13 protein-coding genes and 2 pseudogenes are annotated in these 21426 nt (G+C 68.9%); 5 read left to right on the top strand and 10 right to left on the bottom strand.

All coding sequences use genetic code 11. The features are described 5' to 3' along the window. Positions 1 to 184: 184 nt before the first annotated feature. Positions 185 to 1201, bottom strand: a complete 1017-nt coding sequence (locus QF030_RS31135; protein ID WP_307165888.1) for a hypothetical protein — start codon at positions 1199 to 1201, stop codon at positions 185 to 187. Positions 1202 to 1280: 79 nt separating this feature from the next. Between QF030_RS31135 and QF030_RS31130 the strand changes: the two genes are divergently transcribed. Further along, positions 1281 to 1652, top strand: a complete 372-nt coding sequence (locus tag QF030_RS31130) for an NTP pyrophosphohydrolase (RefSeq protein ID WP_307165887.1) — start codon at positions 1281 to 1283, stop codon at positions 1650 to 1652. A 119-nt stretch (positions 1653 to 1771) separates the two neighbouring features. Here the strand turns inward: QF030_RS31130 and QF030_RS31125 are convergent, their stop codons facing one another. From QF030_RS31125 to ngcE, 9 genes are all read right to left on the bottom strand, one after another. Continuing rightward, complete coding sequence (locus tag QF030_RS31125; protein ID WP_307165886.1) at positions 1772 to 3295, bottom strand: amino acid permease; 1524 nt, start codon at positions 3293 to 3295, stop codon at positions 1772 to 1774. 156 nt (positions 3296 to 3451) lie between these two features. Continuing rightward, entirely contained in the window at positions 3452 to 5413 is a 1962-nt protein-coding gene (dxs, locus tag QF030_RS31120) for a 1-deoxy-D-xylulose-5-phosphate synthase (RefSeq protein ID WP_307165885.1), read from the bottom strand. A gap of 193 nt (positions 5414 to 5606) precedes the next feature. Then, entirely contained in the window at positions 5607 to 6962 is a 1356-nt protein-coding gene (locus QF030_RS31115) for a sugar ABC transporter permease (RefSeq protein WP_373428832.1), read from the bottom strand. After that, on the bottom strand, positions 6959 to 7750 hold the full coding sequence (locus QF030_RS31110) for an ATP-binding cassette domain-containing protein (protein WP_078615460.1): 792 nt from the start codon (positions 7748 to 7750) through the stop codon (positions 6959 to 6961). Before QF030_RS31110 ends, QF030_RS31115 begins: the two co-directional genes overlap by 4 nt. A gap of 296 nt (positions 7751 to 8046) precedes the next feature. Then, complete coding sequence (locus QF030_RS31105) at positions 8047 to 9150, bottom strand: sugar ABC transporter substrate-binding protein (protein WP_373428831.1); 1104 nt, start codon at positions 9148 to 9150, stop codon at positions 8047 to 8049. Between the two features lie 122 nt (positions 9151 to 9272). Next, the gene (locus tag QF030_RS31100) at positions 9273 to 10472 is read right to left on the bottom strand and encodes an ROK family transcriptional regulator (RefSeq protein WP_307165884.1); all 1200 of its coding nucleotides are present in this window, start codon (positions 10470 to 10472) and stop codon (positions 9273 to 9275) included. A gap of 614 nt (positions 10473 to 11086) precedes the next feature. Beyond that, a complete protein-coding gene (locus QF030_RS31095; RefSeq protein WP_307165883.1) occupies positions 11087 to 12019 on the bottom strand; it encodes a carbohydrate ABC transporter permease in 933 nt (310 codons plus the stop codon). A gap of 2 nt (positions 12020 to 12021) precedes the next feature. Beyond that, complete coding sequence (locus QF030_RS31090; protein WP_307165882.1) at positions 12022 to 12948, bottom strand: carbohydrate ABC transporter permease; 927 nt, start codon at positions 12946 to 12948, stop codon at positions 12022 to 12024. 45 nt (positions 12949 to 12993) lie between these two features. Continuing rightward, positions 12994 to 14487: an N-acetylglucosamine/diacetylchitobiose ABC transporter substrate-binding protein gene (gene ngcE, locus QF030_RS31085; RefSeq protein WP_307165881.1), complete on the bottom strand. Its 1494-nt coding sequence runs from the start codon at positions 14485 to 14487 to the stop codon at positions 12994 to 12996. A gap of 382 nt (positions 14488 to 14869) precedes the next feature. Here ngcE and QF030_RS31080 point away from each other — a divergent pair, with 382 nt between their 5' ends. The 4 genes and pseudogenes from QF030_RS31080 to QF030_RS31065 form a co-directional block, all read left to right on the top strand. Next, a complete protein-coding gene (locus QF030_RS31080; protein ID WP_307165880.1) occupies positions 14870 to 18730 on the top strand; it encodes a GH92 family glycosyl hydrolase in 3861 nt (1286 codons plus the stop codon). A 112-nt stretch (positions 18731 to 18842) separates the two neighbouring features. After that, positions 18843 to 19367 carry a hypothetical protein gene (locus QF030_RS31075; RefSeq protein WP_307165879.1) on the top strand — a complete coding sequence of 175 codons (525 nt, stop codon included), beginning with the start codon at positions 18843 to 18845 and terminating at the stop codon, positions 19365 to 19367. Positions 19368 to 19392: 25 nt separating this feature from the next. Beyond that, positions 19393 to 20121 (top strand): annotated as a pseudogene (locus QF030_RS31070) (hypothetical protein); the annotation flags it as partial. Between the two features lie 87 nt (positions 20122 to 20208). Then, a pseudogene (locus tag QF030_RS31065) lies at positions 20209 to 21102 on the top strand (acetylxylan esterase); the annotation flags it as partial. Positions 21103 to 21426: the final 324 nt, after the last annotated feature.

Here is a 21426-nt window from a genome sequence, read left to right as displayed (position 1 = left end):
GTCCTGCGTCCTGGGACATGAAGAGGGCCTCCGCCACCGGCGGAGGCCCTCTTTCCTGCGTTTCCGTCGCGTTTCCCGGTCCCGGCGGGCCGGGCTTCTCAGTTCGGCGTGTCCGGCCCGCGGCCCGGCGACCCGGTGGGGAGTGCCGTCGGCCGCGGCGGGCGCGCCGGCCGGTCGTTGCGCGTCACACCGTCCGCCAGGCCATCATGGCCAGGCCGGGCTCGTCCTTGCGGCGGGTGATCTGGAGCAGACCGGTCGACGGGGACAGGGCCGCCGCGACCACCCGGTTCTCGTGGTCCATGGCGAGCGCCACCACGGCGTCGGCGGGCAGTCGGGGGCCCGACTCGGCCCACCAGGCGCCGGCCGACTCGCGTTCGGTCGGATACGCCGCGAAGGCGACCCGGCCGCTCGCGGAGCGCTGGGCGAGCAGGGTGCAGTCGTGACCGTCGAGTTCGGTGCGGATCGCGGCGACCGGGCCGGGGCCGGCGGCGGCGAGCACGGAGACGGGCTCACCGCCGGGACGCCACGCGCACACGTCACCGGAGTCGTCGGTGTAGAAGAGGGTGGTGTGCTCCGGGGAGGTGGCCAGTGCCCGCAGGGTGCGGGGCCGCACCGGTGCCTTGAGGGGCTCCTGGAGCACCGGCTGGGCGCCCGGCGCCTCCTGGCGCCAGTGCAGGATCCCGCCGGAGACGGCCGCGAACGCCTGGACGCAGCCGGACTCCGCCGTCACCGCGATCGGCGGCCCCTCGACGCCCTGCCCCTTCAGGTCGCGCCACGGGTCCCAGCCGCCCTTCTCCTTCTGGGCGACCATGCACAGTCCGGTGCCGATGTTGCGGGCGAAGACGTGGGCGCGTCCCTGGGCGTCCACCGCGACGGCGGGCGTGCCGGTGCGGTCGCCCTTCCTGTTGGGGTGGCCGATGGGCATCCAGTCCAGGGCCGCGAGGTGCGGCCGGAAGTGGGCGGAGTGCACCAGACCCGCCTCGCCCTTCACCGTGGGCCGCCAGGTGGCCAGATGGGCGTAACCGTCGGCGCCCTGGCCGATGGCCGGGGCCGGGTACACCTTCTGGTCGCCGCCCACCCTGCGTGGGGCCTCCCAGGCCCCGCCCGGGGTGCGTTCCGCCCGGCACAGGACGGCGTCGTCCGACATCAGATAGACACCGAGCCGCCCGTCGCGGCCGCGTATGAGCCAGTCGCCGTTCACCCGATCACTTTATGACGGACCCCGCACGGCGCCTGCGCGAGGGTCACACCCGGGGGGTCGCGCGTGCGACGCTGGCTCCATGGACGACAACGCCGCGCTGCTCGTGATCGTCGACGCCGCGAACGTCGTCGGGTCGGTGCCCGACGGGTGGTGGCGGGACCGGCGCGGAGCCGCGGAGCGTCTGCGGGACCGGCTGGCCGTCGACGGGCTGCGGGGGCACGAGGGGGTTCAGGAGATCGTCCTCGTCGTGGAGGGCGCGGCCCGCGGGGTGGAGCCGGTGCCCGGCGTACGGGTGGAGGCGGCGTCCGGCAGCGGGGACGACCGTATCGTCGAGCTGGTCGCCGGGGCGCCGGAGCGCTCCCGCCTGGTCGTCACGGCCGACCGCGAGCTGCGCCGCCGGGTGACGGAGCTGGGCGCGGAGGTGACGGGCCCGCGCGCGGTGCGGGACTGAGGGGGCGTGCGGTACGAGACGGTACGCGGCCGAGACGGTACGGGGCGGTCCGGGATCCGGGGCGGTGAGCCATCGGAGCCGGCCCCGCGCGGACGGGCGGGGCCGGGGCTCCGAAGGCGTCACACGGTGTCGTCGCGGCCCGGCCCGGCGGTCCCGCCGACGGTCGTCTCCTCGCGTCGTGCCAGGCGGCTGTGCGAGCGGCCGTAGAGGAAGTACACGACGAACCCGATGACCATCCAGATGCCGAACCGCAGCCAGGTCTCGGCGGGCAGGTTGAGCATCAGCCACAGCGAGGCCAGCACCGACACGATCGGCAGGAACGGCACCCACGGGGTGCGGAAGGCCCGGGGCAGGTCGGGGCGGGACCTGCGCAGGATGATCACGCCGATCGCGACCACCACGAAGGCGAAGAGGGTGCCGATGTTCACCAGCTCGGCGAGTTCGCTGAGGCTGGTGAAGCCGGCCAGGATCGCGATGAGGACGCCGAGCAGGATCGTCGGCCGGTGCGGGGTCTTGAACCGCGGGTGGACGTGGGAGAAGAAGCGCGGCAGCAGTCCGTCGCGGCTCATCGCGAAGAAGACCCGGGTCTGGCCGAGAAGCAGGATCATGCAGACGGTCGTCAGGCCGACGGCGGCGCCGAAGCTGATGAAGCCCGCGAACCAGGGGTGCCCGGTGGCCTTGAAGGCGTCGGCGAGCGGGGCGCTGACCGACAGCTTGGTGTAGTGCTGCATCCCGGTGACGACGATCGACACCGCGACGTACAGGACGGTGCAGATGATGAGGGAGCCGATGATGCCGCGCGGCATGTCACGCTGCGGGTTCTTGGTCTCCTCGGCGGCCGTGGCGACGACGTCGAAGCCGATGAAGGCGAAGAAGACGACGGAGGCGGCGGTGAAGATGCCCATCACGCCGAAGTTGGAGGGCGCCCAGCCGAACATGAGCTGGATGAGCGGGGACTGGAGGCTGTCGCCGGCCGGCACGGGCTGCGCCTTCGGGACGAACGGGTCGTAGTTCTTGCCGTCGATGAGGAAGGCGCCCGCGACGATCACGGTCAGTACGACGGTCACCTTGATGGCAACCACCACGGAGGTGACCCGCGCGGAGAGCTTCGTGCCGACGACGAGAATGGCCGTCAGCACCAGGACGAGGGCGGCGGCGAGGATGTCGAAGCCGAAGCCGTCGGTTCCCTCCCGGCCGCTGAGCGCCGCCGGCAGGTGCCAGCCCGCGTTGTCGAGCAGTGAGGCGATGTAGCCCGACCAGCCGACGGCCACCACCGCCGTGCCGAGCGCGAACTCGAGGACGAGGTCCCAGCCGATGATCCAGGCGGGGAGCTCTCCGAGGGAGGCGTACGAGAAGGTGTACGCCGAGCCGGCCACCGGCACCGTCGAGGCGAACTCGGCGTAGCAGAGCGCGGCGAGCGCGCAGGCCACGCCGGCGGCGACGAAGGCCAGAGCGACGGCCGGACCGGCGTTGTTCTTGGCCACCGTGCCGGTCAGGACGAAGATGCCGGTGCCGATGATGACACCGACGCCGAAGACGGTGAGATCCAGCGCCGACAGGGATTTCTTGAGCGCGTGCTCGGGTTCCTCGGTATCGAGGATGGACTGCTCGACCTTCTTCGTCCGGAAGAGGGTGCTGCTCACGGGGACCTCCCACGCTGTGTCGTCCTCGACATGATCGAGAGGGCGCGTAGACCGTATGCCCCGGCGCGGGCGGGTTAACGCGAAGGGGCCGGTCGCACCACTCTTCACAGTGGTGCAACCGGCCCATTCGGACGTGTCGGTTTCTCCGGGAGGACGTCAGTCGCGCGCCGGCTCCACGGAGTCGACCTCGGCGGCCGTGCTGCCGAGGTGCGTCCCCCCGCTCGGACGGAGCCGGGCGTGGGGGATGCCGTCGAGCTGGGAGACCAGCCCGGTGACCTGGCGGGCGATGTCCGGGGCGGTGAGCCCGATCTCGGCCATGACCTCGGCGCGCGAGGCGTGGTCGAGGAAGCGGGGCGGGATGCCGAAATCGCGCAGCGGGACGTCGACACCCGCGTCGCGCAGCGCCTGGGCGACCGCCGAGCCGACGCCTCCGACGCGGGAGTTGTCCTCGACGGTCACGACCACGCGGTGCCGCTCGGCGAGCGGGGCCATGGCCTCGTCAACGGGTTTGACCCAGCGGGGGTCGACGACCGTGGTGGTGATGCCCTGCCGGTCGAGCAGGGTCGCGATCTCCAGGCACATCGGGGCGAGCGCGCCCACGGAGACCAGCAGCACGTCCGGGGTGTCGGTGCCGCTCTCGCGGAGCACGTCCATGCCGCCGACGCGCCCCACGGCGGGTACGGCGGGGCCGACGGCGCCCTTGGAGAAGCGCACGACGGTCGGCGCGTCCTCGACCGCGACGGCCTCGCGCAGCTGGGCGCGGACCTGGTCGGCGTCGCGCGGGGCGGCGAGCCTGAGGCCCGGGACGACCTGGAGGATCGACATGTCCCACATGCCGTTGTGGGAGGCGCCGTCGGTGCCGGTGACACCGGCCCGGTCCAGTACGAACGTCACACCGCACTTGTGGAGGGCGACATCCATCAGGACCTGGTCGAAGGCACGATTGAGGAAGGTGGCGTACACGGCGAACACCGGATGCACCCCGCCCGCCGCCAGACCCGCGGCGGAGACGGCGGCGTGCTGCTCGGCGATGCCGACGTCGTAGATGCGGTCCGGGAAGGTGTCCGCGAACTTCTTCAGGCCGACCGGCTGCAGCATCGCGGCCGTGATCGCGACGATGTCCTCGCGCTCCTTGCCGAGCTCGACCATCTCGTCGCCGAAGACGGAGGTCCAGTCGGCGCCCGACGCCTTGATCGGCAGACCGGTGTCGGGGTGGATGGGGCCGATGCCGTGGAAGCGGTCGGCCTCGTCCTGGAGGGCGGGCTGGTAGCCGCGGCCCTTCTCGGTGAGGCAGTGCACGATGACCGGGCCGCCGAAGCGCTTGGCGCGGGCCAGCGCGGACTCCAGCGCCTCGATGTCGTGGCCGTCGATGGGGCCGACGTACTTCAGGCCGAGGTCCTCGAACATGCCCTGGGGGGCGATGAAGTCCTTCAGGCCCTTCTTGGCGCCGTGCAGGGTCTCGTAGAGCGGTCTGCCGACGACGGGGGTGCGCTCCAGGACCTCCCTGGTGCGGGCGAGGAAGCGCTCGTAGCCGTCCGTCGTGCGCAGGGTGGCGAGGTGGTTGGCCAGGCCGCCGATGGTCGGCGCGTACGAGCGCTCGTTGTCGTTGACGACGATGACCAGGGGGCGGTCCCCGTCGGCGATGTTGTTCAGCGCCTCCCAGGCCATGCCGCCGGTGAGCGCGCCGTCACCGATGACGGCGACCACGTGGTCGTCGCGGTCGAGGATCTGGTTGGCCTTCGCGAGGCCGTCGGCCCAGCCGAGCACCGTGGAGGCGTGGCTGTTCTCGATGACGTCGTGCTCGGACTCGGCCTGCGACGGGTAGCCGGACAGGCCGCCCTTCATCTTCAGCCGGGAGAAGTCCTGCCGGCCCGTGAGCAGCTTGTGCACGTAGGACTGGTGCCCCGTGTCCCACAGCACCTTGTCCTTGGGGGACTCGAAGACCCGGTGCAGGGCGATGGTGAGCTCGACCACGCCGAGGTTCGGACCGAGGTGGCCACCGGTCTTGGAGACGGCGTCGACGAGGAAGGTCCGGATCTCCTCTGCCAGCTGGTCCAGCTCCTCCAGGCTGAGCCGGTCCAGATCACGCGGTCCCCTGATGCGGGTCAGCAGCGGCACCCGTGCCTCCTTGCAGTAAAAGCTGATCGAGCTGTTGCCGGGCTCGTCGAGTCTAATGTTCCGCCGGGGCGGACGGACTCCGGCCCTTGCGTCATGGGTCACGCGAACGGCCGTACCCAGAATGAGCCTTTCCTATGACACGACTGTGCCCGGCATCGAAACGGATGCCGGGCACATCGGGTCACCAGGAGCGTCAGCCGCGACCGGCGGCCTTCTGGCTCTTGCGGGAGACGGAGTCGATGACGACCGCGCCCAGCAGAACACCACCGGTGATCATGTACTGGATCGAGGTGTTCATGTTCAGCAGGTCGAGGCCGGTCTGGATGGACTGGATGACCAGCATGCCCAGGAGCGCGGACCACACCGTGCCGCGGCCGCCGAAGAGGCTCGTGCCACCGATGACGGCCGCCGCGATGGCGAGCATCAGGGTGTTGCCGCCACCGGCGTTCAGCGTCGCGGAGGCCGTCTGGCCCGCGAAGAACATGCCGCCGACCGCCGCGAAGCCACCGGAGATGGCGAACACGGTGATCCGGACCATCGGCACGTTGATACCGGCACGGCGGGCCGCCTCGATGCCGCCGCCGACCGCGAAGACCTTACGGCCGTACGTGGTGCGACGGAGCACGAAGTCGACGACGACCAGCGCAGCCAGGAAGATCACCAGCGCGTTGGAGACACCCGACGCGTTGTTCAGGACGCTCGCCGCGAGGAACGACGCGACGGCCAGCGCGCCGACGCGCAGCAGGATCTCGGTCGTCGGCCGGAACGGCACACCGGCGGCCCGGCGACGGCGCTGCTCGCCGAAGTTGCCGACGAGGGTCAGCACGACCGCGAGACCGGCCAGCAGGTACGCGCCGATGATGGCCTGGTCCATGAAGAAGGAGTTCTGGCCGAGCAGGTGCACCGGGCCGGAGTCCGACGGGATGTTGATCGTGCCGCTGGAGCCCAGCAGCCACAGCATCAGACCGTTCCAGCCGAGGAAGCCGGCCAGGGTGACCACGAAGGCCGGTACGCCGATCTTCGCGAAGAACCAGCCGTGCAGTGCGCCGATGCCGGCGCCGGTGATGATCGTCAGGACCAGCGACAGCCACGGATTCATGGTGTGGTCCACCACGAACACCGCGAACAGCGTCGACGCCAGGCCGCTGACGGAACCGACCGACAGGTCGATCTCGCCGAGCAGCAGGACGAACACCAGGCCGATGGCCAGCATGCCGGTGGCCGACATGAAGTAGCTGATGTTCGAGAGGTTGTCGGCGCTCAGGAACAGGTCGTTCTTCGCCTGGAAGATCGTCCAGATGATGATCAGGCCGATGACGACGGGGATCTGGCCCAGCTCGCCGCCCTTCACCTTGCGCTTGAACTCGGTGAGGTAGCCCTTGAAGCCCTCTTCCCGCACCAGCAGGCGCGGGTCGACGACGGATACCGGCGCGGCGGTCGGGTCGTCGGCGGGGGCGACGGTGGTCTGGTCCTCGATGACGCCCCCGGTCTTGTCGACCTTCTGGGGCTCCGAGGAATCGCTCTTCACGGTCTTCGACGTGTCGCTCACTTTGCCGCCTCCGCGGTGCGACGCCCCGCACGACGGGTCACGGCGTTGTCCGTGGCCCCGGTGATCGCGGCGATGATCTCTTCGTGGCTGGTGTCCTTCACGGGGAAGGAGCCGTTGTTCTTGCCCAGACGCAGGACGGCGACGGTGTCGGCGACCGCCTTGACGTCGGCCATGTTGTGGCTGATGAGGATGACGCCGAGGTTGCGCTCGCGCAGCCGCTCGACCAGGTCGAGGACCTGTGCGGTCTGCTCGACGCCGAGGGCGGCGGTGGGCTCGTCGAGGATGACGACCTTGGGGTCGCCGATCAGGGCGCGCGCGATGGCGACGACCTGGCGCTGACCGCCGGAGAGGCTCGCGATCGGGATGCGGACGCTCGGGATGCGGATGGAGAGCGTGGACAGCAGCTCCCGGGCGTTCTTCTCCATCGTCACCTCGTCGATGACGCCGCGGTGCAGCAGCTCGCGCCCGAGGTAGAGGTTGCCGACGACGTCGAGGTTGTCGCACAGGGCGAGGTCCTGGTAGACGGTCGCGACGCCGAGTCCCTGTGCGTCGTGCGGCCGGTTGATGCTGACCGGCTTCCCCTCCCATTCGATGACGCCCTCATCGATGGGGTGGACACCCGCAATCGTCTTGACCAGGGTGGACTTTCCTGCGCCGTTGTCGCCCACCAGGGCGACCACTTCTCCGGCGTGGACCTCCAGCTCGACGTCGGTGAGTGCCTGCACAGCACCGAATCGCTTGGAGACCCCGCGCAACGCCAGCACGGGCGTAGCGGACACGTGAACCATCTCCTTCGCCGCCTGACCGGCGGGGATGCCGCGCTCAAAGACAGGCGCGGAGGGATGTGCGCGACTCGCGGGGTACGCGATGCCGACGCACGAGGTTTACAAGATGAACATGCGTGAATCCGCTGCGCTTGGCAACGGTTCCGTCCGACGCCCGCCCCGGCAGCGGGGTGTGAGGTGGGGCGGGCGTCGGACAGGTCTCACGGGACCGCTGAGCGGTCGGTGGGACCCGAGGGCCGGCTCGAGAAGCGACTCGAGAGGGGCCCTCGGGACCGGGTGCCTGCGGGAGGACCGTCGGGTTACTGGATGCCGGCGGTCTTGCAGGCGGCGGCGTACTCGCCGGCGCAGATGTCGGCGACGGTGTACAGACCGTCCTTGATCACCGTGTCCTTGATGTTGGCCTTGGTGACCGACACCGGGGTCAGCAGCTGCGAGGGGACCTTGTCGCCGGAGCCGCTGGTCAGCGTCTCGGTCGCCAGGGACTTGATGTCCTTGCCCTCGAGCAGGTCGACGGCGAGCTGGGCGGCCGCCTCGGCCTCGGGCTTGAAGGCCTTGTAGACGGTGGAGGACTGGGTGCCGGCGACGATGCGCTGGATACCCGCGAGCTCGGCGTCCTGGCCGGTCAGCGGGATGCCGCTGATCTTCGCGCCCTTGAGGGTGTTGGCGATGCCACCGGCCATGCCGTCGTTGGCGGCGTAGACGCCCGCGATGTTCTTGGCGCCGAGCTGGGTGATGGCCGCGGACATCTTCTGCGCGGCGACCGTGTCCTTCCAGAGGCCGGACTGCTCGTAGGCGATGTCGACCTTGCCGTCGAGGGCCTTGTGCGCGCCTTCCTTGAACTGGCCGGCGTTCGGGTCGGCGTCGTCACCGTTGATCATGACGACCTTCGCCTTGGGGGTCGCCTTGGCGCCGAGGGAGTCGAGCAGGGCCTGACCCTGGAGCTCGCCGACCTTGACGTTGTCGAAGGAGACGTAGGCCGAGACGGGGCCCTGAGCGAGGCGGTCGTACGCGACGACCTTGACACCCTTGTCCACCGCGGACTGGATCGAGGACTTGATCGCGGCGGAGTCCTGGGCGGAGATCACGATGACCTTGACGCCCTTGGTCACCATGCTGCTGACCTGCTGGGCCTGCTTGGCCGAGTCGGCGGCGGCGTTCGCGTACTCGAGCTTGCAGTCCGAGCAGAGCGCCTTGACCTTGGCGTCGAAGTACGGCTTGTCGAACTTCTCGTACCGCGCGGTGACGCTGTCGGGGAGCAGCAGACCGATGGACTTGTTGCCCGAGGAGCTGCTGCTGCCGGAGTCGCTGTCCTTGTCGTCGCCGGCCTTGCCGCACGCGGCAATCGACAGCGCCATGGACACGGCGGTGGCGCCGATCACGACTCTACGCATCGTTGCGTTCATTGGGGTGTGCCTCCCTGACAGGGCCGCAACGCTGCGGCCGAGGTGGCTCGAAGTCAACTCGGCCGCAAGTTCGACGTCAAGAAGTAAATACTTAACGAGATGGCAACGGCGTCATTCGTTCTCTAAGTGAAGGCAGGTGTCGCTGCAGTCAGCGTGCCGTCCAAAAGGGTCGAATCGCCCATCTCGCTCAGTGCGAGAGCGAGCGCTCCGAGCACCTCCGCACGGCCCCCAAGTGCCCCCGGGAGAACGGAAAGTTGACGCGCCGCACTCGGGATCGCATAGCGGCCGACGGACTCCCTGATCGGACCGAGCACCAGCTCACCGGCCTCAGCGAGATCACCGCCCAGGACCACCCGACTGGGATTCAGAAGGTTGCAGAGATTGGCGACTCCACTGCCGATGTGTCGGCCGACGTCGGCGATCACCCGACGGCAGCCCGGGTCACCGTCCCTCGCCAGCCGCACGACTCCTTCCATCGTCAGATCCGTGCCGTGACTGGACTGGAGGAGCGGCAGCACGTAGCGCGCCGCCGCGAAGGTCTCCAGGCAGCCCCGGTTTCCGCAGCGGCAGACCGGGCCGGATTCGTCCAGTGTAATATGCCCGATTTCTCCCGCAGTGCCACCGGGACCCCGGTAGATCTTCCCCTCGATCACCAGCCCGGCGCCGACACCGCTCGCGACCTTGATGTAAGCAAGATCACGAACGCCCCTGCCGCTGCCCCAGACCATCTCGCCGAGGGCGCCGAGGTTGGCGTCGTTGTCCACGTGCACGGGCACGCCGAGCCGGCCCCTCATCTCCTCGGCGGGCCTGGTGCCGATCCAGCCGGGCAGAATGGCGGACGAGCCGAGCGTTCCGGACTCCAGATCGATCGGTCCGGGCACGCCGAGACCGACTCCCGCGACCTTCGTACGATCCACCCCGGTGGCCTCGATCAACCGGGTGACCAGCTGTTCCGCCCGGTCGAAGCCCTGCGTGGAAGAGGCGTCCACATCCAGCGGCTCGGACTCCTCGGCCAGGACCTGGTGGGCCAGGTTTCCCACCGCCACACGGAGGTGGGTATGACCGAAATCGACCCCGATGACGATGCCCGCGTCACCGCTCAGACTGACGCTGCGCGCCCTGCGTCCGCCCGCCGAGGTGGGCGTCACCTCGACGGTTCCGCCGTCCTTGAGTTCTCGCACGATGTTGGAGACGGTCGCGGCGGACAAGCCCGTGGACCGGGCGATCTCCGCTTGTGTGAGGGACCCGGCCAGACGCACGGCGCGTACGACTCGCTCCAGGTTGGCTCGGTGCAGCGACGACTGCGACCCCGGAGTCTCCACGACGACCTCCTGCGCGCGGGACCGCATCGATGAGGCCCCGTCTATGTCCAACTAGTGAACTCTAAGCTGAGCCGTTCGGGTCGCCTCCCGTCAAGAGGTTGAACGGTATCCGCATGCGTGCGAAGAGACACGGAGGGTGGCCGCGCCGGGCTCGCGCGGCGTGTGGGAGCGGTTGCGAGGCGTTGCGGCCAGGGTGCGGACCGGGCGTGGAGGGGGTCGGAACAGGTGGTGGCGGAGGCCGGGCGGGAGGTGCGCCCGGGGCGAGGGTGAGGCGGCGGCCGTGAGGACGGGGGCCGAGGGGCCAGGTAATGAAGGCGAAGCCGGTTTCCTCTCTTCTCTTCTTCCCGGCGGCCCCCCACGCCTCGGCCGTTGACCACGGCCGGAACCGGAGTCGATGGGGCGGAGGCGGAACCCGGAGCGGGAACGCCCGGTGCGGGGCGTCGGGGGCGTGGGCGGGCGACGTGGGAACGGACGTCCTGAGACGGAGTGCACGCGGCGAGGCCTTGCGGCGGCGCCCGCGTCAGACCCGACCGGGAGTCTCGACGCGGGCATCGGTGGGCGTCGGTGGGCGTCGATGGCGTCGGTGGGCGTGGGCCGTACCTCCGGCCACGCTCCTACTTCAGCGCCCCCGCCGTCAGTCCCTGGACCACCTGCCGCTGGAAGACGATGTACGCGGCGAGCACCGGCAGCATCGCCATCACGAGGCCCGCGAAGAGCCCCGACCAGTCGCCCTTGTAGCCCTGGCTGACGGCCAGTTGGACCAGGCCCTGGGTCAGGACGCGTTTGTCGGGGTCGGTGTTGAGGACCGTGGGGAGCATGTACTGGTTCCACTGACCCAGGAAGTTGAAGATGCCGACGCTGATCAGTCCCGGCTTGGCCATGGGCACCATGATCTGGAAGAACGTACGGCTGTGCGAGGCGCCGTCCACGAAGGCGGCCTCCGCCACCGAGGTCGGCAGGGTCCGGAAGAAGGCCGTCAGGAAGAACACCGTGAACGGCAGCGAGTAGGCGATGTAGACGAGGATCAGGCCGTGGATGGAGTTCAGCAGGCCCATGTTGTTCACGACGTAGAACAGCGGGACGAGCGCCAGCATGATCGGAAAACTCATGCCGCCGATGAAGAGGAAGTAGATGAAACGGTTGCCCGGGAAGTCGAAACGCGCGAGGACGTAGGCCGCCATGGAGCCGAGGACCAGTGTGCCGATGAGCGAACCTCCCACCACCAGAACGGTGTTGAGGAAGTAGTCGCTCATGTTGGCCTCGGTCCAGGCCCGTGACCAGTTGTCGAAGTGCAGCGTGTCCGGCAGCGACCAGGGTGAGCCGAAGATGGAGCCGTCGCCCTTGAAGGAGGTCATCACCGCCCACAGCAACGGCAGTACGACCATGATCGCCCAGATGACCAGGATGCCGTGGGAGAAGGCGTTGAGTACGTTTCCTTCCGTTTTCTTCTCCGCAGCCGGTTTCTCGGTGGACAGGCCGACCTTCGTGACGGGGACGGCCGAGCCGGACTCGGCCGGCAGGGGTGCGGGGGTTTCGGTCGTCTTCATCGTCAGTACTCCAGCCGCTCGCGCCGGCCCAGCCGCATCACGACGGCGGCGAAGGCCAGCGTCACGACGAGCAGGGCGACGCCGATGGTGGTGGCGTAGGCGGCCTGACCGTCACGGAAGGCCTTCTGGTACACGTACAGGACCATCACGGTGGTCGAGTAGTCGGGGCCGCCGGGTCCGGTCGTCATGATCTGCACGACCGCGAACGACTCGGCGCCGAGCGCGAGGATCCCCATGTAGACCCAGCCCGACTGCACCGTGTCCCAGAGCAGGGGCAGGGTGATGCGGAAGAACGTCGCGGCCCGGCCCGCACCGTCCAGCAGCGCGGCCTCGTACAGGTCCGCCGGGATGGAGGCCATGCCCGCCGAGAACAGCACCACGAAGAATCCGACGGTGGACCAGACGAGCACCGCCATCACGCACCACAGCGCGAGATCCGGGTCGCCGAGCCAGAGGGGCTGGAGGCCGTCCAGCCCGACGCCCCGGAAGAAGGAGTTGATCGCGCCGCTGTCCGGGTTGTACGCGAAGGCGAACAGCAGAGCCACGATGGCGATCGACAACACCTGCGGGAAGAAGTACACGATCTTGTAGAAGGAAGAGCCCCGGACTCCGGAGATCACCGGGCCGCCCTTCCTCCGCCGTCCACCGACATTGATCATGAAGGCGAAGAACAACGCCAGGCTGATCGTCACCAGTGGCAGCGCGACCGCGAACATCAAGCTGTGCTGCAGGGACTTCCAGAAGATGTCGTCGTCCAGCATCCTCCGGTAATTGTCCAGGCCCACCATCTTGAATTCGGGGCTCAGGCCGGTCCAGTCCGTGAACGAGTAGTAGATGGACTGGATGAACGGCCACACCACGAAGAGCGCGTACAGTCCCAGGGGGAGCGCCAGGAACCCCACGATGAACCGGTACTTGCCGTGCTGCATCGCCACTCCGGTGCTTTTATGGATGCTTCGCCGTGATTCCCACCGTCACTGGTGCTTGTAGTGCTTGATCGCCGTGTCCTTCGCGGCCTCGTCGGCGTATCCCTGGATCTTCTTGATCGCCTCGGCCGGGGTGAGCCGGCCGGCCATCATCTCGCCGAGGCCGGACACCCCGATCTTCTCCTTCTGCAGCTGGACGTACCAGTCCTGAAGCCGTGGATTCACCACGTTCTCGCCGGCCTTGTCCAGCGCCGCCACGCCCGACTTGAGGCCTGGGGTGAGGGTGATGCCGTCGGTGCCTCCGTTGTACGCGGTCAGCGACTTGACCTTTGAGGTGAAGTTCCTGGAGGACGCCTCGCCGAGCATGATGCGCAGCTGTTCCATGCCGCCCGCCGCGTTCTTCGCCTTGGCCGGCACGACGAACGGTTCGCCGCCGGAGGCCCAGATGGTGCCGAAGGGCATCTTGTCGGAGGAGTCGATGCCGGTGGGCGCGGAGACCGCCAGGTCGAAGTCGGCGGGGATGACGTTCGCCGACTCGTTCTCCACCCAGGAGCCGTTGGGGATGAACAGGGCCTTGCCCTTGGCCCAGGCGGTCTGCGACTGGATGTGGTCCAGGCCCGGGGTGCCCCGCAGGACGTAGCCCTTCTTGTAGAGCTCGTAGTAGGCCTCGAAGCAAGCCTTTACCGCGGGGTGATTCCAGGCGTTCGGCTCGAGGTTGTCGATGGCGTCGAGGACCTCCCGACCGCCCACCTTGCCGATCATCGGATACAGCGAGAAGGGGAGGTAGTAGGGGTATTTGCCCGCGTACGTCCAGCCCGCGATGCCCTTCTTCTTGGCCTTCGCGCAGACCGCGAGCATCTCGTCCCACGTCTGGGGGTATGTGGCGTCGAGCGAGTCCAGGGCCTTCTGCGAGTACCAGACGCCGTAGACGGTGTAGGCGTAGTACATGATCCAGACCGGGTCGCCGTCGAACTGGCCCATCTCGACGATGCCGGGCCGCAGGGTGTCGCGCACCTTCTTGTTCGGGTCGTCGTAGGACACGGCGTCCAGCAGCGGGGTGAGGTCGGCCAGCTGTTTCTTGCCGACCAGGACGCCCATGTCCATCTGCTCGGCGCCGGAGTTGTCGATGAGGTCGGGCGGGGTGCCCTGGTTGAAGCGGGGCTGGAGGGTCGACTGGATCTTCTGGGTGGCCGCGAACTTCACCTTCGCGTCGGGGAAGCCCTTCTCGTAGATCTTGACCGCGTCCTCGGCGTACTCCTTGCCGAAACCGCCGTCGAACAGGACGAATTCCATCTGGGCGGTCTCGTTGACCGCGAGGGGGTTCTTCGCCGTCTTCTTTCCGGCCTTGGCCTTGTCCTCGTCGCCGCCGCCGCTGCTGGCACAGGCGGACAGGAAAGCCATCGTGGGGACGGAGATCAGGCCGAGCGCCGCGGATCTCCTGATCAGGTCTCGGCGGCCGACACCTACCGAGCCGTTCTCGTCGGAGCCGCTCTTGTCGGAGTCGATGTTCTCGGAGCCGATGTTCTCGGAGTGGGATCCCATGCTCAAGTCCTCGCCTTCTCCAGGACTCAGGCGGTGCACCGGATCCTTCCCGGCACCGCGGTCAGGTCAAGCAGGGTCGTACGGATCATGCGGTCCGACGCCATCGCCGGATTCGACGGTGAATGGTCGACAGGTATAGTCCACTTCGCGCCGACGGAGCAAGATCGAATGCAAGGTTGACCGTGGGTCTTTTCCGAGTTGAGACCTCCCGGAAATATGACCGGCCGGTGGGTGCCTTGCCGGAGAATTGCATGACATGAGCCCCGCCTGGCGCAATCAACATCCTTGACATCACTGTCCACTTGGCCACCTACTGATTCCTGCGCAACCAGGAGGACAACGTTGTCCGGGGCGTTGTCCGGCGCGGGGAGGGTGCTCACGCATGCAGCGGTTCGGACGGTTGCGGGCGGTCGTGGTCACGGCTGCTCTGCTCATGACGGTCGGCGCGCAGGGGACGGCGGTCGCACTGCCGTCGCCGGTGCCGCTACCCGGTCGGGGGTTCGCCTCGTCCTTCGAGACGGGTGAACACGCCCCCGACTGGCAGAGCACGGTCGACACCACGCCCGGCGGCGGCAAGCGGGCCTCGGGCGTGGACGGCGGCTACGGCGGCGGGCTCCCCGGCGATGTGACCGACCGGGTCACCGACCTGCGGGCGAGCACGGAGAACACGGCCGGCGGCGAGGTGAAGGAGAACCTCGTCGACGGCGAGGCAGGCACCAAGTGGCTGGCGTTCGCATCCACCGGATGGGTCGAGTTCGACCTCGACGAGCCCGCCCGGGTAAGCGCTTACGCACTCACCTCCGCCAATGACTTCGCGGAGCGCGACCCCGCCGACTGGACCCTCTCCGGTTCGGCCGACGGCAGCGCCTGGACCCCCCTCGACGCCCGCTCCGGGGAGTCCTTCGCCGAGCGGTTCCAGACCCGCACGTACACCCTCGAGGCCCCGGCCTCGGCCGAGTACCGGCACTTCCGGCTGGAGGTCACCCGCAACCACGGCGCGGGGATCCTCCAGCTCGCCGATGTGCGGTTCGGCACGGGCGGCGGCGACGCACCCGTCCCGCCGGACATGCTCACCGTCGTCGACCGGGGTCCGAGCGGCTCACCGACCGCGAAGGCGGGCGCCGGCTTCAGCGGGCGGCGCGCGTTGCGTTACGCGGGTCGGCACACCACAGCCGGCCGGGCGTACTCGTACAACAAGGTTTTCGACGTGAACGTCCGGGTCGGTTCGCGCACGCAGTTGGCCTACCGGATCTTCCCCGGGATGGCGGAGGGCGACCGTGACTACGCCGCGACACACGTTTCCGTGGACCTGGCCTTCACGGACGGCACCTATCTGAGCGGGCTCGGAGCCAGCGACCAGTACGGCTTCCCGCTGTCGCCCCGCGGCCAGGGCGCCGCGAAGGTGCTGTACGTCAACCAGTGGAACGACGTGGTGTCCGCGATCGGGACGGTGGCGGCCGGGAAAACGGTCGACCGGATCCTCCTCGCCTACGACTCCCCCGGCGGCCCCGCCCGGTTCAGGGGCTGGGTGGACGACATCGCGCTGCGCACCGCTGCCCCCGAGCAGCCGAAGGCCCATCTGTCGGACTACGCGGTGACCACCCGCGGCACCAACTCCAGCGGGAGCTTCTCGCGCGGAAACACATTTCCCGCCACGGCCGTGCCGCACGGGTTCAACTTCTGGACGCCGGTGACCAACGCGTCCTCGCTCGGCTGGCTGTACGACTACGCACGGGGCAACAACGCGGACAACCTGCCCACGATCCAGGCGTTCAGCGCGAGTCACGAGCCGAGTCCGTGGATGGGCGACCGGCAGACCTTCCAGATGATGCCGTCGGCCGCGGCCGGCGTCCCGGACACCGGCCGGACGGCGCGGGCTCTGGCCTTCCGGCATGGGAACGAGACCGCCCGCCCGTACTACTACGGAGTCCGTTTCGAGAACGGTCTCACGGCGGAAATGGCACCGACCGACCATGCGGCCGCCCTGCGCTTCACCTACCCGGGTTCGGACGCGAGCGTGGTCTTCGACAACGTCACCGGCCAGGCGGGATTGACCCTGGACAAGGAAGCCGGTGTCGTCACCGGTTACTCGGACGTGAAGTCGGGACTGTCGGCGGGAGCGACCCGGCTCTTCGTGTACGGCGAGTTCGACGCCCCGGTGACGGATGGGGCGTCGAGCGGCGTAAAGGGTTACCTGCGTTTCGACGCGGGCGCCGACCGCACGGTCACCCTGCGCCTGGCGACCTCTTTGATCAGTGTCGACCAGGCCCGCGACAACCTCCGCCAGGAAATTCCGGCGGAAACCGACTTCGACACGGTCAAGCAGCGTGCCCAGCGGCAGTGGGACAAGCTGCTCGGCACGGTGGAGGTCGAGGGTGCGAGCCAGGACCAGCTCACGACGCTGTACTCCAGCCTGTACCGGCTCTACCTGTATCCCAACTCCGGTTTCGAGAAGGTCGGCTCGACGTACCAGTACGCATCGCCGTTCTCGCCGATGCCGGGCCCGGACACCCCGACCCACACCGGCGCGAAGATCGTGGACGGCAAGGTGTACGTCAACAACGGTTTCTGGGACACCTACCGAACGACCTGGCCGGCCTATGCCCTGCTGACGCCGACACAGGCGGGCGTCCTCACCGACGGCTTCGTCCAGCAGTACAAGGACGGCGGCTGGACCTCGCGCTGGTCCTCGCCGGGGTACGCCGACCTCATGACCGGTACCTCCTCCGACGTCGCCTTCGCGGACGCGTTCGTCAAGGGAGTGGACTTCGACGCCGAGGCGGCGTACGAGGCGGCCCTCAAGAACGCGACCGTCGTGCCCCCGGCGTCCGGGGTGGGCCGCAAGGGCATGGCCACCTCGCCCTTCCTCGGGTACACCGGCACGACCACGCACGAGGGCCTGTCGTGGGCCCTGGAGGGCTACCTCAACGACTACGGCATCGCCCGCATGGGCCAGACCCTGTACAAGCAGACGGGCGAGAAGCGCTACCGGGAGGAAGCCGACTACTTCCTCAACCGCGCGCAGGGTTATGTGCACCTCTTCGACGCGAAGGCCGGGTTCTTCCAGGGCAAGGACGAGAAGGGCGACTGGCGCGTGCCGTCGCAGACCTACGACCCGCGAGTGTGGGGATACGACTACACCGAGACCAACGGCTGGGGCTACGCCTTCACCGCCCCGCAGGACAGCCGGGGCCTGGCCAACCTGTACGGCGGCCGCGACGGTCTGGCGAAGAAGCTCGACACCTACTTCGCCACCCCGGAAACCGCTTCCCCGGAGTTTGTGGGATCGTACGGCGGCGTCATCCATGAGATGACGGAGGCGCGGGACGTGCGGATGGGCATGTACGGGCACTCCAACCAGGTCGCCCACCACGCGATCTACATGTACGACGCGGCCGGGCAGCCCTGGAAGGCGCAGGCGAAGGTCCGTGAAGCCGTCGCACGGCTCTACACCGGCAGCTCGATCGGTCAGGGCTACCACGGCGACGAGGACAACGGCGAGCAGTCGGCCTGGTACCTCTTCTCCGCGCTCGGCTTCTACCCGCTGGTGATGGGCAGCGGCGAATACGCCGTCGGCTCCCCGCTGTTCACCAAGGCCACCGTGCACCTGGAGAACGGCAAGGACCTGGTGGTCAAGGCGCCGAAGAACAGCGCCAAGAACGTCTACGTCCAGGGCCTCAAGGTCAACGGCCGTGCCTGGACCTCGACCTCGCTGTCCCACGCGCTGCTCGCCAAGGGCGGGGTCCTGGAGTTCGACATGGGGCCGCGTCCCTCGCCATGGGGGTCGGGGAAGAACGCTGGTCCGGTTTCGATCACTCAGGACGAGAAGGCGCCGACGCCGCGCACGGACGTGCTGAAGGGACCGGGCGCGCTGTTCGACGACACGTCGGCGACGCAGGAAACGGTGTCGGGCGCGCTGACCCTGCCGGTCACCGCCGGCGCCAGAGCGGTGCAGTACACCCTCACGTCGGCCGATCACACGCAGGCACCGACGAGTTGGGCGCTCCAGGGTTCCGCGGACGGCCTGACGTGGACCGACCTCGACCGCCGCTCCGACGAGGCCTTCCCGTGGGACCGGCAGACACGTGCCTTCACGCTCGAACGGCCGGGCACGTACGCGCACTACCGGCTCGTTCTCGACGGCGAGGCGGGAGGGGCGGGCGCCGAGGGCGCGACGAGCACAGCGGCTCGCGGCGCGCGGGCGGGTCACGTCAGCCTCGCCGAAGTGGAGTTGTTGTCCTGATCCGGTAACCACCAGCGATCGCCTGCTGTACCGGGCGTCACCCGTGTTCCAGAATGACCAGGCCGCCCGGCAAACACCGGGCGGCCCGTGCCATGGAGGGGGAAAGCGGTACATGAGCATCGTCAAACGGTTCACGGGACTGCTCGCGGGGGCGGCGCTGGGAGCGGGGGCCCTGTTCGCGACGGCGGCGCCGGCCCAGGCGTACAGCCCCAACCCGGAGTTCCACGCCTACTACTACGACACCGGCAACTGCCCTTGCAGCGGCGGCAACCTCACCGACCCGTTCGACAACACGTATTTCGCGAACGACGCCGGTGGCCAGGCCGTGAAGATGGAACTGACCAACGCGGGGGCGTTCGTCGGCAAGGTGGAATTCCACCCCAACGACGAGAAGCTGTGGGTGTACGACACCGCCAACGACGGTGACACGTACTACGTCAAGGTGAGCTACACCTCCGGCGGCGTGACCCACGGCCTGGGCACCTTCAGCCCGCCCGGGACCACGGCGGTGCTGGACTACCAGGTCCAGGATTTCGACCTTCCCGAAGGCGCTTACGTCGACATTTCCGTGTACGACGACGCGGCTCTCACCGACCTCATCGGCGCCGCCCGCGGCACGGGATCGGCCATCGCCTAGACACGTCTGCATCACCGGAGGCACCATGCCGCTCACCGTGCCCGTCCTGGCCGAGGGGATCGACCCCGCCTGGCTGCCGCCCGAGGCGCTTCGGCCGCTGGGGCGCCGACGGACGCTGGTGGACGGCTCGGGCCCACTGGTGGACACGGTGCACGGAGAAGTGGAGCAGGCCTGCCGGCAGTTCGGCGGTGAGGTGGTCGTACGGGGCGAAGCGGATGCCTCGTCCTCGTACGACCTGGTGTTGCGGGTGGTGGACGCCACCGACGTGGGTGGCTCGGGCGACGTCGGTGCGCGCCTCGGTCGCGTCGCGTGCCTCGGCGAGTGCGGTGGCCTGGGCGACTACGGTGGCCCCGGTCATCTCGATCGCCTCGATCGCCTTGGTGACCTCGCTGACCTTGGTGACCTCGCTGACCTCGGCGCAGAGGGGTTCGCCGTTGAGCGAACCGACGGCACCACCGTCATCACGGCGAGCGGCCGGCCGGGCCTGCTGTACGGCCTGTTCTATGTCGTACGACTCGGCGAGGCCGCGTTCCGGGGCGAGCGGGCGCGGGAGGTACACCGTCCGGCGGCCGCGCAGCGGATGCTGGACCACTGGGACAACGTGGCCGTCCATCCGGTCATGGGCCAGGTGGAACGCGGGTACGCGGGCGGCTCCCTCTTCTGGCGGGACGGGTGTGCGCGCGGGGACTCGGAGCGCGTGCGGGCGTACGCCAGGCTTCTCGCGGCCTGTGGGATCAACGCCGTCTCGGTCAACCGCTCACCGAGCACTGGCGCGGCACCGACCACACCGCCTTCCAGGGCATCACCCTCGACTACCAGCGCTTCATGACCGAGGCCCTAGGAGGCCGGCCAATCGACCCCGCTGGTGTCGGTACTGCCTGTCGAAACCGGTCTCCGCCTCACGAACACCTGGGACGTGACGTTCCGAGGCTTCGCCGGGGATCCGGTGCGCGCCTGGTTCAGCCTTCCGGCAGGCGCTCGGGAACCGCTTCCTGTAGTGGTCGAATACGTCGGCTACGGACGTGGCCGCGGTCTTCCCCACGAACGTCTGACCTGGGTGAACGCCGGGTACGCTCATCTGCTGATGGACAACCGGGGCCAGGGCGACCAGTACGGCAACGGAGGTGCCACCCCAGACCCGCACAGCACGTCGCCCGGCGGCCCCGGTCCGGCCGTTCGCGGCCTCCGCTCCCCGCACGACTACCACTACCGCCGTCTGATCACGGACGCGGTCCGGGCGGTGACGGCCGCTCGAGCACTAACCGGTGTCGACTCCGCTCGCACGGTCGTGGTGGGCAACAGTCAGGGCGGTGGACTCGCCCTCGCCGTCGCGGGCCTGGTCCCTGATCTGACCGCCGTCCTGGTCACGGCACCGCTCCTGTGCGGAATCCGGCGCGCCTTGGACCTCACCGACACAGGCCCGTACGGCGAGATGGCCACCTACCTCGCCGTGCACCGGGGAAACGAGGAAACCGCATACCGCACGCTTTCCTACATGGAAGGCATCTCCTTCGCCCGTCGCGCCCAGGCCCCCGCGCACTTCGGTACGGGGCTGCGCGACACTGTCTGTCCGCCGAGCGGGGCGTACGTCGCGTTCAACCGGTACGGAGAGCTGAGCGGCGGCGCCGATTCCCCGAGAGAGATGCACGCTTATCCGTTCAACGGGCACGAGGGCGGCGAGGGAGAGCAGGTTGCGCGTCAACTCCGGTGGCTGGCTGCGAGGTTGGGTTACTGACGTCCGCATCACGCCGTCTCCCGGGGCCGGAGACGGCGCTGCTCGTTACGTTGGGGACCGGGCGGCACTTCGGCGCGGGGCTCCGGCACCTCGGCGGCGCGGGGCTCCGGCACTTCGGCGCGGGGCTCCAGCAGCGGCGCTTCGATACCTCGGTGCTTCAAGCGCTTCGGTGCGAAGCTCCGGCGGTCCGGCGGAAGCGACTACGTATCACCTGCTCGAGGACATTCCAGGCGCTGGACGGCGGCGGAGTTTCTCTGTCGATCTCCATCCAACTCTATTGCGTACTACACGCGTTGAACCGCTAAGATCGTCCGGACGACGTCC

The organism is Streptomyces rishiriensis (genome assembly GCF_030815485.1).
GTDB lineage: Bacteria > Actinomycetota > Actinomycetes > Streptomycetales > Streptomycetaceae > Streptomyces > Streptomyces rishiriensis_A.
Note: the sequence above shows the minus strand (reverse complement) of the source record. Positions and strands in the feature narration are given on the sequence as shown.

Coding starts and splice junctions, on each gene's coding strand:
- QF030_RS31105 (WP_373428831.1), bottom strand. CDS start 9,150: ATGAACGCAACGATGCGTAGAGTCGTGATCGGCGCCACCGCCGTGTCC.
- QF030_RS31080 (WP_307165880.1), top strand. CDS start 14,870: ATGCAGCGGTTCGGACGGTTGCGGGCGGTCGTGGTCACGGCTGCTCTG.
- QF030_RS31110 (WP_078615460.1), bottom strand. CDS start 7,750: ATGGTTCACGTGTCCGCTACGCCCGTGCTGGCGTTGCGCGGGGTCTCC.
- QF030_RS31095 (WP_307165883.1), bottom strand. CDS start 12,019: ATGAAGACGACCGAAACCCCCGCACCCCTGCCGGCCGAGTCCGGCTCG.
- QF030_RS31130 (WP_307165887.1), top strand. CDS start 1,281: ATGGACGACAACGCCGCGCTGCTCGTGATCGTCGACGCCGCGAACGTC.
- ngcE (WP_307165881.1), bottom strand. CDS start 14,487: ATGGGATCCCACTCCGAGAACATCGGCTCCGAGAACATCGACTCCGAC.
- QF030_RS31075 (WP_307165879.1), top strand. CDS start 18,843: ATGAGCATCGTCAAACGGTTCACGGGACTGCTCGCGGGGGCGGCGCTG.
- QF030_RS31090 (WP_307165882.1), bottom strand. CDS start 12,948: ATGCAGCACGGCAAGTACCGGTTCATCGTGGGGTTCCTGGCGCTCCCC.